The following is a 14,311-nucleotide window of genomic DNA, read 5'->3' as shown; positions in this document are numbered from 1 at the left end:
AAGGGAATGAAAGCCATGGACTGTAAGCTTTCTGTAGGAGTCTGCCGTGAAGTTCACTTTAGAGCATCAGAGGGGAAGTAATAGTAGTCTCTGACGGGTAAACCGATATATTTAACTGAGCGGGCGGGTAATTACTCGTCAAGCAGGGTGGTACCACGGAACAATCCGTCCCTTTTTAGGGGCGGTTTTTTTATTTTAACGAACGGAGGAAATTATGCGCGAACAAATTGAAGCCATCAAAAAAAGTTTTAATGAGAAACTGGAACAGCTGAAATCGGGCGAAGAACTTGAAAAACTGAGAGTGGAGTATCTGGGCAAAAAAGGTGAGTTCACTCAGATCTTAAGAAGTATGGGGGGACTTTCTCCTGAAGATAGACCTTTAATGGGTAAACTGGTCAATGAAGCAAAAGATGAGCTGGAAGAGAAAATCCAGTCGCTGAAGGAAGTCATTAGAGAAAGATTGACCAGCGAGAAGCTGCAGAATGAAGTCATCGATATCACTCTTCCAGGCATAAAGTCGCCCATGGGTGGAAAGCATCCGCTCATGATCACCATGGAGAAAATCGAAGACATCTTCCTTGAGATGGGATTCACCATCGAGGAAGGTCCTGAAGTGGAGCTTGATTACTACAATTTCGAAGCCTTGAACATTCCCAAGGATCATCCCGCAAGAGGAGAACAGGATACGTTCTATATCGATGACAATATCGTTCTAAGAACCCAGACTTCTCCTGTTCAGATCAGAACCATAGAAAACCAGAAGCCACCAATCAAAATGATCTCCCCGGGAAAGGTATACCGGTCTGACGATGTGGATGCGACCCATTCACCGATTTTCTACCAGATAGAAGGCCTTGTGATCGATAAGGGGATCACTTTTGCAGATCTTAAGGGTACACTGGAGCAGTTTGTCAAGAAGCTGTACGGAGACGACATCAAAACCAAATTCAGACCTCATCATTTCCCTTTCACTGAACCATCCGCCGAAATGGACGGAACATGCTTTGTCTGTCATGGGGAAGGATGTAAAGTCTGCAAAGGAGAAGGATTCATAGAACTTCTTGGCTGCGGTATGGTCCATCCTGAAGTGCTGAAAAAGGGCGGAATCGATCCTGAAGTCTATTCCGGATTTGCATTCGGGTTTGGTCTTGACAGAATGACCATGCAGAAATTCGGCATCGATGACATCAGACTTCTGTACGAAAGTGACATGAGATTTCTGAAGCAGTTCAAGTAGGAGGGAGAAAAAAATGAAATTACCGATAAAATGGTTAAAAGATTATGTAGATATATCCGTAGACGGAAAAACACTGGCAGATGATCTGACGCTGTCCGGTTCTAAAGTTGAAGGACTGGAAAACCCCTTCGACATCATTCAGAATGTAGTCACATCCAAAATCATAAAGATCGAAAAGCATCCTGAAGCAGACAAGCTTTTTGTCTGCAGCATCGATATCGGTGCGGAGGAACCCACGCAGATCGTGACCGCGGCGACCAATATGAAAGAGGGAGACATTGTACCTGTCGCGCTTCATAATTCAGTGCTCTGGGAAGGGGTAAACATCAAGAAAGGTAAGCTTCGTGGGGTCATGTCCAACGGCATGTTCTGCTCGGAAGAAGAACTGGGACTGAAGGACAAAGGAACCTGTGACGGACTTATGATCATGCCGGCTGACACGAGCATAGGTATCGACATCAAGGAAGCATTGGGCTTAAACGGCGGTATCCTGGATCTAGAGATCACCTCCAACAGACCCGACTGTCTCAGTATCCTCGGACTTGCCCGAGAAGTCTCCGCAATCTATGAGCTCCCTCTGAAGTCACCAAAGATGAGCTTCGACGCCAAAAAATCCGATGTGGAACCGGTAAAGGTTTCCCTCGACACCCCACTTGCAAGAAGATACATGGCAAGAGAAATTACCGATGTCAGAATTTCCGAGAGCCCGGAGTGGATGAAATCAAGGCTACTCGAAGCGGGCGTAAGACCCATAAACATTATGGTGGATATCACAAATTTCGTCATGCTTGAACTGGGTCAGCCTCTTCATGCCTTCGACAAGAGAGAGATTTCTTCCGGTATCATACGCGTAACGGAGTCTTTGGGCGGAGAAACCTTCACTACACTGGACGAGACTGAACGTAAGCTGAAAGAAAAAACGATCCTCATCAATGACGATGAAAAAATCATCGGCATTGCAGGAATCATGGGCGGTCTGGATTCTGAAATCAAGGAAGACACAACCAATGTGATCATCGAATCAGCAAACTTTGACGGGGTCAGCACAAGAAATGCATCAGGTTACCTCAACCTACGAACAGAAGCTTCAACCCGTTTTGATAAAGATATCGATCCTAACCTCGTACCACTTGCTATGGACAGAGTCTGTGCACTGATTGAGTCCCTAGGCGCCGGTAAGGTCCTGAGCTACACGGTTGATGTCTACAACGAGAAGAGAGAAAGCAATCATCTTGAAGTTCCGGTTTCCTATATCAACGGATTCCTTGGCACTGAGATCTCATCTGAGAGAATGATGACCATCCTTGAAAGCCTCGATATCCGATGCTCTCTAAATGAAGATGTGCTCGTTATCGACACACCGACTTTCAGAAATGATCTTGCCATTAAAGAGGACATTGCTGAAGAGATCGCAAGAATTTACGGCTACAACAACATCGAAGCGACAATTCCGCATGTCAATGCACCAAGAGGCGGAAGATACAGACATCAGATACTAAGAAGAAAACTGGAAAACTATCTGGTGGCTCAGGGACTTTATGAGTCCATCAGCTACAGCTTCATTTCGAGAAAAGACTTCGATAAGATTATGATCCCATCTGATTCACCACTGAGAAATGCTGTAGAGATCAGAAATCCTCTGGGCGAAGATTTTTCAGTGATGAGAACATCACTTCTTTCCTCCATGATGGAGTCTTTAAGCCGTAATGAGGCAAGAAGCAATGATGAAGCTTATCTTTATGAAATAGGAAAAATATATCTTAAGGAAGAGGGCAATGTTCTTCCGCTGGAGAAAGAGATACTCACTATTGGAATGTACGGTAAAGATCTGTTCTTCAATCTTAAAGGAATCATTGAAGTCATCGCAGAAGAATTTGCTCTGGAGGAAATCAGTTTCAGAAGAAGCACAAATCCGTTCTTCCATCCAGGAAAGTCAGCAGAAGTACTGGCTGGCAGAAAGGTTCTTGCATCCTTCGGTGAAGTTCATCCCAAGGTTCTTTCCAATTACGGAATGGACAAACCATCCTATGTGCTGGAAATGGATCTTAAAATGCTCTATGATCTGGCAGTCCTTGACCGTAAATATACCGAGATTCCGAAATATCCTTCAGTGACAAGAGACATTGCGGTGCTCATCGATGATGCCGTACTTGTCCAGGAGATGGAGACCATATTCAGAAAGCAGGGAGGAAGTCTTCTTGAAAGCTATAAACTCTTCGATGTCTACAAGGGTAAACAGCTTCCTGAAGGCAAGAAGAGCGTAGCCTACAACCTTGTCTACCGCAACAGGGAAAAAACACTGACCGACAAAGAAGTCGGCAAGGTTCATGACAAGATTGTCAGGACACTTGAACATGTTCTGGGTGCAACGCTTAGATAGCTCTATGTATCTCCGTATCTGCCTGAATTAAAGAATCATCCGCATACGTTTTTCGTGAATGCGGATGATTTTTTTCATGAAAAAGATTATAATAGTCTATACGGGGTTTAATTTTTTGAATATTTGAAATTAAAGCATGTTATGATAGATACAATAAAGAACTTCACTGAAATAAGGGGGACAACTACGCATGAACAAAGTCACCGTAAGAATATGTGGCCAGGATTATGTCATCAAAGGAAACGAAAACGACGATTATCTACGGAAAGTAGGCAAGGAGGTCAACCAGCTGATCACTTCCATCATGGAAAAGAATCATCAGATCGACACCTCATCAGCATCCGTCCTCGCCGCATTGAATGCGATAGATAGGGTCTACAAAAAGGATCTTGAGATCGAAGCCATCAAAAAGGAAGAAGGATCTGTCTACAAGCAGACTGAAGGTCTGAAAGCAGATGTCACAATACTCGAAGAAGCACTGGACAAGATGGAAAAGGAAAACCAGAAACTCTCCGAAAAGATTTCGAGCTTCAAGAATGCCGATCAGAAAGACAGGCTGAATAAGGACCGTGAGATCAAACGTCTGGAAACTGAGCTGAGACTGACTCAGGACAGCGCTAAGGAGTACAGGGACGAAAACGAGACCCTCTCAAAGCTCAATAAGGAACTGAAGTTTGAACTGCAGTCGTACAAGTACAAGGTTCTTGAGCTGCAGAAAAAACTCTTTGATACTCAGCTGACTCAGACTAAAGATGTGAAAGAGAAGAAAGAGAAGAATCCTATTCTGAAAGAAAAATCGAAATAAGTTTCATTTACGGCGCTCTGAAATATCAGCCGGCAAGATGAAATCACAAAACCGGAGCTGACAATGGTTCAGTTCCGGTTTTGTGATATAATGGATAAGGAAAATTTTAGATAGATGAGGTAGATGAATTTGAATAATATAGAACTGCTTGCACCTTCAGGAAGCATGGAGTCGCTCGTCATGGCGGTACAGAACGGAGCTGACGCTGTTTATCTTGGTGGGACAAAATTCTCTGCCAGAGCATATGCAACGAATTTTACAGAAAAGGAACTGGAAGAAGCTGTAGATTACTGTCATAGCTATGGCGTCAGAGTGAATATCACCCTGAATACCCTGCTCAAGGACGATGAAATTGAGGAGGCTGTTTCCTATGCACAATATCTGTATCGTATCGGTGTGGATGCTCTTATCGTTCAGGATACGGGCCTCATCTACAGACTGAGAAGCACACTCCCCGAGTTTGAGCTTCATGCATCGACTCAGCTTACCGTCCATAATGGAGATGGTGCGCTCTACTACACGCATAAAGGAATTAAAAGAATCGTCCTTGCAAGGGAACTGTCGTTTGATGAAATCAGATACATCAGCAGAGATCTTGGCGTAGAAACTGAAATCTTCGTCCATGGTGCACTCTGCATCAGTTACTCCGGTCAGTGCCTTATGAGCAGCATCTTAGGCGGGCGAAGCGGAAACCGAGGAAGATGTGCCCAGCCGTGCAGGCTTCCTTATGATCTCCTTGATGAGGAGAATGAATCGAAGGCCAAAGCCTACCTTATGAGTCCCAAGGACATCAGTGCGGTGGACAATATGGATGAAATCATAGATTCAGGCGTGTACTCCCTTAAAATCGAAGGAAGAATGAAAAGACCTGAATATGTGGCCGCAACAGTGAAGTATTTCAGAGAAGAGATAGAAGGCAGGAAAGAGAAGTACCATCGCGAAAACCTCATGAAGGTGTTCAACCGCGAAGGTCTTTCCGACGGCTACTTCCATGGAAAAACCGGGAAGGACATGATGTCCTTCAACTATCCGAAAAATACCGGCGTACCTATTGGAAAAGTCAATAAAGACGGCAGTCTAACGCTTTCCGAGCAGCTTCTTAAAGGAGACGGTCTACGTGTCGGTGAAAAGGGACTGACTGTTGAAGGCATAAGAGATGGGGCGGATGCGAAAGAAAAAGCTTCTGCTGGTGAAACAGTGAATCTAACCGGAAGAAGCAGACTGCCCGAGGGTACACTCTACAAAACCTACGATTTTGAGCTTATGGACAGTCTTAAAAGAAGTCATAACGGAATGTATGACCGGAAGATTGAACTTACGGCAAACCTCTACTTCCGTGCTGGAGAAAAAGCAAGGCTTAGCCTTACCCATAACGGGAAGGAATACATAAGGGAATCAAAAGTCGTCGAGACACCGATAAAGGCTCCTTTAAGCCTGGAACGGATTGAGGAGGCCCTCAAGAAGAGCGGAGAATCACCCTTCATCATCCGAGAGATCATAACTGAGGAATTCAGTGAAGGTTTTCTTCCTGTAAAGGAACTCAATGAGATGAGGAGACTTCTTCTGGAAGACATCGTCGGTTTTGAAGTTCAGAAAATGAAAAGAACACCTTCAGGGGACAAAGAAATCCCCTTTAAGGGCGTAACCCATGAAATCAGAAAAGGGCTTAAACTGGTTGGTGTAGCAACAAAAGATCAGCTTCAGGCAGCACTTGATCTTGGAGCCGAAAATCTTGTCCTCTATCCGTTTTACCGGGGCGAGAAGTACATCGGTTTTAAAGAGATCAGAACACTTCTGGAGACCAGAAAAGAGCTCAATCTCTACATCAAGGTTTCGAGCATCTTAAGAACCGAGCTTCATCCGATCATCGAGAGAATCAGAAAGCTAAAAGCTTATGGAAAGATCAGCGGAATCATCACAGGTAACGCCGGGGTGATCAGGCTTCTTGCAGGCGAATTCTATATCATCGGAGACTATAAGCTGAACCTTTTCAACAGCGATGCCATAAAATTCTATGATGAGGAAGTCCCCATGTCCATGATCAGCGAGGAGCTCAACCGTGCAGAGCTGAAAGAGCTGAAACACAAAGACCGCTATATCAGTCTCGTCTACGGCAGGCAGGAACTCATGCACAGTGAATACTGCCCTGTGGGTGCAGCTGTCGGCGGCATGACACGCGAAACGCCGTGCAACGAAGCCTGCATGACTCAGAACTACCGCCTGAAAGACAGGATCGGAGAAGAGTTCCCGGTCATGACGGACATCTTCTGCAGGAGCTATATCATGAACGGCAAACCCAAAAACCTTCTGGATTCGACAAAAGATCTGGAGTCCATCGGAATCAGTGCCATGAGGATCGACCTCACCACTGAATCCTTTGAGGAAGCCAGGACGATCATACAGGCATTCCTGAGCGGAGAAGCACTAACGCTTGATTCGTTCAATAGAGGACATTACAGAAGAGGTGTAGAATAGTGAAAGAAAAGAATCTGAACAAACTGGAATTCAACAAGATCAAAGAAAAGATCAAAGGCTACGCTGTCTCTTCACCAGGCAAGGAAGGGATCGGGGAGCTTGTTCCTCTTCCATCAAAAACGGAAATCGAGAGAACGCTGAAAGAAACCATGGAAGCGCTCAGCCTCCTTGAAGGAAAAGGCAGTGCGCCATTTGAGGGTGTATATGATGTTCGCGGACCCATCGGCTTTATCGGTAAAGGGGGAACCGTGAGTGCGGACAATCTTCTGAAAATCGCTAATGTCATGAAGAGTGCAAGACTGTTCAAGGACTATGTGGGCAAGGAAGAAGAGCATTATCATCTGAGGGAAATCACCTTCGGCGTCACGCCACTGCGAAATCTTGAAAGCGCGATCTACAATGCTATCGTCGGTGAAAATGAAATCTCCGATCACGCAAGCCAGGTTCTTCTTAAGATCAGAAAAGCCCTGAAGGAGAAAACAGGAAGCGTTAAGGACAAAATACAGTCACTGGTCAGAGAAAACGAAAAATATCTTCAGGACAGTATCTATACTGTCCGGGGAGACCGCTATGTCATACCGGTCAAGGCAGAGCATAAAGGACAGGTCAAAGGGCTTGTACATGATCAGAGCGCTTCAGGAGCCACACTTTTTATTGAGCCTATGAGCCTTGTGAACATCAACAATGAAATCAAGGAGCTCATGCTGAAGGAAAAAGCGGAAATCGAAAGAATTCTCATGGAACTTTCCCGTAAGGTTGAAGCGGATTATGAGGCAGTGAGAAGAAATGCTTCCATCATCTACGAGCTGGATGTGATCTTCGCCAAAGCGAAGTACTCCAGCCAGATTGATGGCACTCTCCCTGAGGTCCGGGAAGACCTTACCTTCAATCTGAAAGATGCCAGGCATCCGCTCATACCCGACAAGGAAGTGGTCCCTTCCACCATCTACATGGATGAAGGGGTTACAACCATCGTCATCACCGGACCGAACACAGGTGGTAAGACCGTTACGCTTAAAACTGTAGGTCTTCTCCATATTATGGCCATGTCAGGTGTTCTCATTCCTGTTTCCGACGGATCAAGCATCGGCTTTTTCCATGACATCTATGCAGATATCGGAGATGAACAGAGCATCGAGCAGAGCCTGTCCACTTTCTCCTCCCATATGACGAACATCGTCGGCATCCTTAATGAGGCCAATGACAAGTCTCTTGTTCTCTTCGACGAGCTTGGTGCGGGAACAGATCCTACAGAAGGTGCTGCTCTTGCCATGGCCATCCTCGAGACAATGAAAGAAAGGAAAATCAGAATCCTTGCGACCACCCATTACAGCGAGCTTAAAGCCTATGCGCTGAAATCAGACAATACCGTCAATGCTTCAGTGGAGTTCAATGTGGAGACGTTAAGGCCGACCTACAGACTGCTTATCGGAGTACCAGGTAAGTCCAATGCATTCCTCATTTCCAAAAGACTGGGACTGTCCGATGACATAATCGATCGTTCAAGAGCATTCATTGATACGGAAGCGCTTAAATTTGAGGAGCTTATTGAAAGTCTGGAAAAATCCAGAAGAGATGCCTCAAAAGATGCAAGGGATGCAGAGAACATCAAACGCGACCTGGTACGAAAAGAAGAGGAACTGAGCAAAAAGCTTGAGCGAATCGATAATATCAGAGAAAAGGCCATGAGAGACGCCAAAGCAGAAGGAAAGAAGTATCTGGAAGAGGCGAAGACCAAGGCAGACGAAATCCTCAAGCAGCTGAGGGATCTTGAGTCCAGTGTTGAGCTGAAGGACAGCAGAAGAAGTCTTCAGGATATAAGGGACAGCCTCAAAAAGGATATGGAATCCGGAGAAAGCAAAGAGCTCTTTGAACGGGTTGAAGGGAACAGAATCATTCAGTTTACTGAAGGTCAGGAAGTCCTTCTGTCCACGCTGAATCAGAAAGTCTCCATTCTGACACTGCCTGATTCCAAAGGGGATCTCATGGTCCAGGCTGGAATCATGAAGCTGAATGTCAACAAAAGGGACCTGGTTGAACTCAAGGAAGACAAAAAGCAGAAGAAATTTGAAAAACGTGAAGCCAAACTGAATCTCAAGAGTGTATCCATGAGCTGCGATGTCCGTGGAAGCGACGCACTGGAAGCCGAGCATACAGTGGATATGTACCTTGATGAAGCGGCAATGGGCGGCCTTACAGAGGTCACCATCATCCATGGTATGGGTACAGGCGTTCTGAAGGAACATCTATGGGATATGTTCAGGCACCATCCCCATGTCAGGAAATATCGTCTTGGCGAATATGGTGAAGGAGGAAAAGGGGTCACCATCATCACCCTGAGATAAAAGCATATGAAAGAAAAAATACTGGTCTCCGCCTGTCTTCTCGGCGAGAAGCTGAGATATGATGGTGGCGGATATGATCTTCCTGAGATTCAGCGCCTCAAGGAGAAATACGAGCTCATCCCCATGTGTCCCGAAGTCCTTGGCGGACTGTCCGTCCCGCGGGATCCTGCTGAGATAAAAGACGGATTCATCCTGACCGTAAACGGGAATGATGTGACAAAGAACTTTGAGGACGGTGCGCAGATCACGCTTAAATACTGCCTGCAAAACGGCATAACGAAAGCGGTGCTTAAAGCAAGAAGCCCGTCCTGCGGTAAAGACATAATCTATGACGGTACACACACAAAGAAGCTTATAGAGGGTCACGGAGTGACCTGTGCTCTTCTTCTAGAAAACGACATAGAGGTATATACAGAAAGTGAAATTGGAGGATTATGAAATGACTTTAAATGAAGCGGCAAAAATAGCAAGAGAGCTTATGATGCCACAGTGCAGAATGTGTCCCGAATGCAACGGCGTCGCCTGCAGAGGCGAAGTGCCGGGTATGGGTGGAAAAGGTTCGGGTTCAGGTTTCATGAACAACTACAGCGGTCTTAAGCAGATCATGCTCAATATGAGAACCATCCACGATGTGAGAGAACCTGATCTCAGGTTCTCTCTTTTCGGACAGGAGCTGTCCATGCCGGTGATGCCTGCACCTGTGACAGGCGTGAACATCAATATGGGCGGCAAGGTCAGCGAGGAAGACTATATCCGAGCAGTCATCAGAGGCTCTAAAAATGCAGGAATCATCCCCATGGTAGGGGACTCGGCATTCAAATCCTTCATCGAGGACAACCTTAAGGTCCTGAAAGAGGAAAGCGTATCAGGTATTCCCTTCATCAAACCCTGGAACAATGAAGAGCTTCTTTCAAGAATCGATATGGCTCTGGAATCAGATCCCCTTGCCATCGGTGTGGACATCGACTCCGCTGGGCTTGACACTCTGAAGATGCATGGACAGAGAGTAGACCCGAAATCCCTGGCCGAGCTTAAGCTCATCAGAAACCACGTAAAGATTCCGTTCATCATCAAAGGAATCATGACGGTCGAGGAAGCAAATCTTGCCGTTCTTGCCGGTGCAGATGCCATCGTGGTCTCCAACCACGGCGGAAGGGTACTTGATCATACTCCATCCACAGTTTCTGTTCTGAAAGATATTGCTGATGCCGTTTCGGGCAGATGCAAGGTGTTTGTGGACGGTGGTGTGAGAAGTGGTGTCGATGTCTTCAAGATGCTTGCACTGGGGGCAGATGCTGTCCTCATAGGCAGACCTTTCGCCCAGTATGCCATTGGTGGGGGAGAAGAAGCGGTAGAACTCTATGTGAAGAAAATCTACTCTGAACTTAAGGGTGCCATGCTCCTTACCGGCTGTCAGGATCTTAATGCCATAAGGAACTCACAGGGTAGATGCATAAAATTCGAAAACCAGAATTGATAAAGCTTTGACATTAATTTAAGGTAATTACCAATATGATGACAATCATTTCTTCCCGTTGCCAACATGATTGCCTTTGACGGCTACCTTTCACCGATTTTATATAGTTATTCTCATACAATTGCTAATGTGTAAAGGATATTTTATACTGAAAGAAGATGAACCCACCGGGTTTCATCTTCTTTTTGAAGTCCGGTGTATACGTTATCAACTCAGGAGGGGGAAACGAATTTGATTACCAGTTTAAAAGAAGTCATACTACGAGCCAATAATCAGAAAAAGTGTATTGCTGTTGCCTCGGCCGAAGACAAGGATGTCCTGATCTCTTTATCTGAAGCTGAAAGACATGGCATGGCCACTTTTCTGCTTTTCGGAGATGCGCTGAAGATCAGAGAAACCATGGAAAACAACAACCTTGTTTTCCGGAATGCTGAAATTGTTCATGCAAAATCGGCTGAAGAAGCGTCCTACGAAGCTGCCAGGGCAGTTTCAGAAGGAAGAGCGGATATCATCATGAAGGGCCTTGTGGATACTAAGGTGCTTCTTAAGGCAGTGCTGAGCAAGGATCTTGGCTTAAGAAAGAATGATCTGCTTTCCCATGTCATGGTCTATGAGCTGAAAAACTACAATAAGCTCATTCTTCTCACAGACGGAGGAATGGTCATGAAACCGACTTTGAAGGATAAAGAAAATATCATAAGAAATGCTAAGGTTCTGGGGGATATCCTTGAGCTTGATCCAATGAAGGTCGCTGCACTCTCTGCCGTTGAAAAGGTCAATCCGAACCTTGAAAGCAGTGTGGATGCAGACGAACTCTCCAAGATCTTTAAGGCAGAAGAGGGAATCGTCGTTGAAGGACCTTTATCCTTCGACATCGCCATCTCCCATGAGTCCGCAAAGCATAAGGGCGTCAAGGGAGAAGTGCCGGGAGAGGCAGATGTTCTTCTTGTTCCGTCCCTTGAAGCCGGAAACTTCCTCGGGAAGTCCTTCACCTACATGGCAGGAGCAGACAGCGCAGGCGTCATACTGGGTGCCAAGTGTCCGGTGATCCTCACATCCCGTTCAGATTCAAGTGAAGCAAAGCTTAACAGCATAGCCTTAGCCGTACTCATGACCCTATCCAAGGAGGAAAATCAATGAGATCACTAATGACAGGAAATGAAGCTCTCGCCAGAGGAGCTTATGAAGCGGGTGTGCATTTCGCATCAGCTTACCCGGGTACACCCTCAACAGAAATCCTAGAAAACCTTGCCAAATACAAAGAAGTCTACTCCGAATGGGCGCCTAACGAAAAAGTAGGAATGGAAGCCGCTTCAGGCGCATCCATAATGGGTGCAAGAGCCCTGACCACCATGAAGCACGTGGGACTAAATGTGACCGCAGATCCTTTCTTCACCATGGCCTATATCGGTGTGAACGGAGGACTCGTCATCATCAATGCCGATGATCCTGGCATGCACTCCTCACAGAACGAGCAGGACAACCGCTACTATGCCCCTCATGCAAAAGTTCCTATGCTCGAGCCTTCTGATTCTGAAGAATGCCGTGTCTTCATGCATAAAGCCTATGAAATCAGTGAAGAATTCGACACTCCTGTACTGCTTCGTACAACCACAAGAGTGAATCACTCGAAATCTCTTGTGAACCTTGAAAACAGAAAAGACGTCAGCTACAGAGAATACAGAAAGGACAAGCTGAAAAACGTCATGACACCCGGTCACGCACAGCTGAGACACCCTGTGGTGGAAGACAGACTGGAAAGCCTGAGACACTACAACAACGCTTCCAGCTTAAACAAAGTGGAGCACAATACAGATAATCTCGGGATCATCACATCCGGTATTTCCTACACCTATGCCAAGGAAGTCTTCGGAGAAAATGCATCCTATCTGAAACTGGGCATGACTTTTCCCATTCCATTCGAACTCATCAGAGAGTTTGCAGAAGGCATGCGGGAAATCATCGTCATAGAAGAGAATGAACCTTACCTTGAAAAGGAAATCAAGGCTATGGGGATTCCCTGTACAGGCAGAGAAGTCCTTCCTGTATGTGGAGAACTGAATCCTGAAATCATCAGAGAAGCATTCTTCGGCGGTGAGAAGAAAGAAATGGTCGTTCTCGAATCAAAGTCTCCCACAAGACCTCCAGTACTTTGCGCCGGCTGTCCTCATAGAGGATTCTTCAATGCACTGAAAATGGATAAGGACATCATCGCATCAGGAGACATCGGCTGCTATACTCTAGGCGCCATGGATCCCATAAACGTCACCGATACCGTCATCTGCATGGGTGCATCCATATCGGCAGGAACAGGCATGCAGAAGGTCCTTGACATGCAGGGAGACAAGAAGAGGAAAGTCTTCTCCTTCATCGGAGACTCAACCTTCTTCCATTCAGGCATCACAGGACTTGTCAATTCCATCTACAACAAGATTCCGCTGGTCACCGTCATCATGGACAACCGTACAACAGGAATGACCGGTCATCAGGAGAATCCTGGAACAGGAAAGACACTCATGGGCGAAGAAGCTGGCAATGTGGATATTCCACTGCTTGTCCGTTCACTGGGCATAAAAGAGGACAATATCAAGGTCATCAATCCGTATTTCCAGGATGATGCGAAAGCCGTCATAAAAGAAGCGAAAATGGCCACGGAGCCTTTCGTCATCATCACAACAGAGCCCTGCGCACTGATCAAGGAAGTCCAGATTCTAAGAAGAAATTCCTTCGTGGAGATCGATCAGGAGAAATGCAGAAAGTGCAAAACCTGCGTACGTACCGGATGTCCTGCCATCTATATCAAGGATGGAAGTGTATTCATCGACAGAGAAATGTGCAACGGATGTACGCTATGCTATCAGGTATGCCCATTTGATGCAATCGAAAAGAAGGGGGATCTTGTTCATGCGTAAAGAAGCCAATATATTATTTGTCGGCGTCGGCGGTCAGGGTACCATATCCGCGTCAAACCTGCTCTCTGCAGCGCTCATCGAACTCGGATACGATGTGAAGATGAGTGAAGTTCACGGAATGGCACAGCGTGGAGGAAGTGTATCCACCCAGGTAAGATACGGGATGAATGTAAACTCACCGCTCATCGAAATGGGGACAGCGGACTATATCGTTTCCTTCGAGAAGAGCGAATCGGGAAGATGGCTGAACTATCTGAGGGCAGACGGAACCATCATCTCCAGTCTTCATGAGATCAGACCTTATTCCGTCAATATGGGTAAGGAAGTCTATCCGGAAGAGATTCTTCTGGAAATGGAAAATAGAGGATTCAAAGTCATCTCTGTGGATGCCAACGTCAAAGCGATCGAGCTTGGCAATGCAAAGGCAGCCAATATGATTCTTCTTGGCATCCTTGCAAAAGAGCTTGGCCTGGAAGAGGATATCTTAAAAAACCTCATCAGGCAGTATTTCAAACCTGCACTTCAGGAAGTGAATCTGAAAGCGCTTGAAGAAGGCTTCACAAGAGTAGAAGTTCAGACAGTCTAAATCTATGCTAAAGAGGAGTTCCCGTAAAAGGAGCTCCTCTTTTTAAGTATGACGGGCATGCCGTCTGACTGTGGTGAAAGTCCACAAGGGGCGT

General features: G+C 46.0%; 10 protein-coding genes and 1 other annotated feature (1 of these 11 cut by a window edge). All 10 genes read left to right on the top strand.

From position 1 onward, the window contains the following. Positions 1 to 176 (top strand) — a binding site (T-box leader) (it extends 42 nt beyond the left edge of the window). A gap of 38 nt (positions 177 to 214) precedes the next feature. The 10 genes from pheS to RTX25_RS09065 all read left to right on the top strand — a co-directional run bounded on the left by pheS (position 215) and on the right by RTX25_RS09065 (position 14,217). Further along, entirely contained in the window at positions 215 to 1,237 is a 1,023-nt protein-coding gene (gene pheS, locus RTX25_RS09110) for a phenylalanine--tRNA ligase subunit alpha (protein ID WP_312652927.1), read from the top strand. A 13-nt stretch (positions 1,238 to 1,250) separates the two neighbouring features. Next, complete coding sequence (pheT, locus tag RTX25_RS09105; RefSeq protein WP_312652925.1) at positions 1,251 to 3,617, top strand: phenylalanine--tRNA ligase subunit beta; 2,367 nt, start codon at positions 1,251 to 1,253, stop codon at positions 3,615 to 3,617. Between the two features lie 190 nt (positions 3,618 to 3,807). Then, positions 3,808 to 4,422 (top strand): cell division protein ZapA, encoded by a 615-nt coding sequence (gene zapA / locus RTX25_RS09100; protein ID WP_312652923.1) that lies wholly within the window; start codon positions 3,808 to 3,810, stop codon positions 4,420 to 4,422. Positions 4,423 to 4,551: 129 nt separating this feature from the next. After that, positions 4,552 to 6,897 carry a DUF3656 domain-containing protein gene (locus RTX25_RS09095; RefSeq protein ID WP_312652921.1) on the top strand — a complete coding sequence of 782 codons (2,346 nt, stop codon included), beginning with the start codon at positions 4,552 to 4,554 and terminating at the stop codon, positions 6,895 to 6,897. After that, the gene (locus tag RTX25_RS09090) at positions 6,897 to 9,242 is read left to right on the top strand and encodes an endonuclease MutS2 (protein WP_312652920.1); all 2,346 of its coding nucleotides are present in this window, start codon (positions 6,897 to 6,899) and stop codon (positions 9,240 to 9,242) included. The genes RTX25_RS09095 and RTX25_RS09090 overlap by 1 nt, the downstream gene beginning before the upstream one ends. Before the next feature lie 6 nt (positions 9,243 to 9,248). Further along, entirely contained in the window at positions 9,249 to 9,680 is a 432-nt protein-coding gene (locus tag RTX25_RS09085) for a DUF523 domain-containing protein (RefSeq protein ID WP_312652918.1), read from the top strand. A gap of 1 nt (position 9,681) precedes the next feature. Then, entirely contained in the window at positions 9,682 to 10,719 is a 1,038-nt protein-coding gene (locus tag RTX25_RS09080; RefSeq protein WP_312652916.1) for an alpha-hydroxy-acid oxidizing protein, read from the top strand. A 231-nt stretch (positions 10,720 to 10,950) separates the two neighbouring features. Further along, positions 10,951 to 11,859: a phosphate acyltransferase gene (locus RTX25_RS09075; protein WP_312652914.1), complete on the top strand. Its 909-nt coding sequence runs from the start codon at positions 10,951 to 10,953 to the stop codon at positions 11,857 to 11,859. Next, a complete protein-coding gene (iorA, locus tag RTX25_RS09070) occupies positions 11,856 to 13,631 on the top strand; it encodes an indolepyruvate ferredoxin oxidoreductase subunit alpha (protein ID WP_312652913.1) in 1,776 nt (591 codons plus the stop codon). The genes RTX25_RS09075 and iorA overlap by 4 nt, the downstream gene beginning before the upstream one ends. Next, positions 13,624 to 14,217 (top strand): indolepyruvate oxidoreductase subunit beta, encoded by a 594-nt coding sequence (locus tag RTX25_RS09065; RefSeq protein WP_312652911.1) that lies wholly within the window; start codon positions 13,624 to 13,626, stop codon positions 14,215 to 14,217. Before iorA ends, RTX25_RS09065 begins: the two co-directional genes overlap by 8 nt. The last annotated feature ends 94 nt before the right edge of the window (positions 14,218 to 14,311 follow it).

The sequence above is a fragment of the Proteiniclasticum sp. genome, assembly GCF_032054185.1.
GTDB lineage: Bacteria > Bacillota > Clostridia > Clostridiales > Clostridiaceae > Proteiniclasticum.
This window is presented reverse-complemented; position numbering and strand designations above follow the sequence as displayed.

Bases quoted from the DNA above. Each gene is read 5' to 3' on its own strand.
- pheS (WP_312652927.1), top strand. From the start codon at position 215: ATGCGCGAACAAATTGAAGCCATCAAAAAAAGTTTTAATGAGAAACTG.
- RTX25_RS09065 (WP_312652911.1), top strand. From the start codon at position 13,624: ATGCGTAAAGAAGCCAATATATTATTTGTCGGCGTCGGCGGTCAGGGT.
- RTX25_RS09080 (WP_312652916.1), top strand. From the start codon at position 9,682: ATGACTTTAAATGAAGCGGCAAAAATAGCAAGAGAGCTTATGATGCCA.
- zapA (WP_312652923.1), top strand. From the start codon at position 3,808: ATGAACAAAGTCACCGTAAGAATATGTGGCCAGGATTATGTCATCAAA.
- pheT (WP_312652925.1), top strand. From the start codon at position 1,251: ATGAAATTACCGATAAAATGGTTAAAAGATTATGTAGATATATCCGTA.
- RTX25_RS09085 (WP_312652918.1), top strand. From the start codon at position 9,249: ATGAAAGAAAAAATACTGGTCTCCGCCTGTCTTCTCGGCGAGAAGCTG.
- iorA (WP_312652913.1), top strand. From the start codon at position 11,856: ATGAGATCACTAATGACAGGAAATGAAGCTCTCGCCAGAGGAGCTTAT.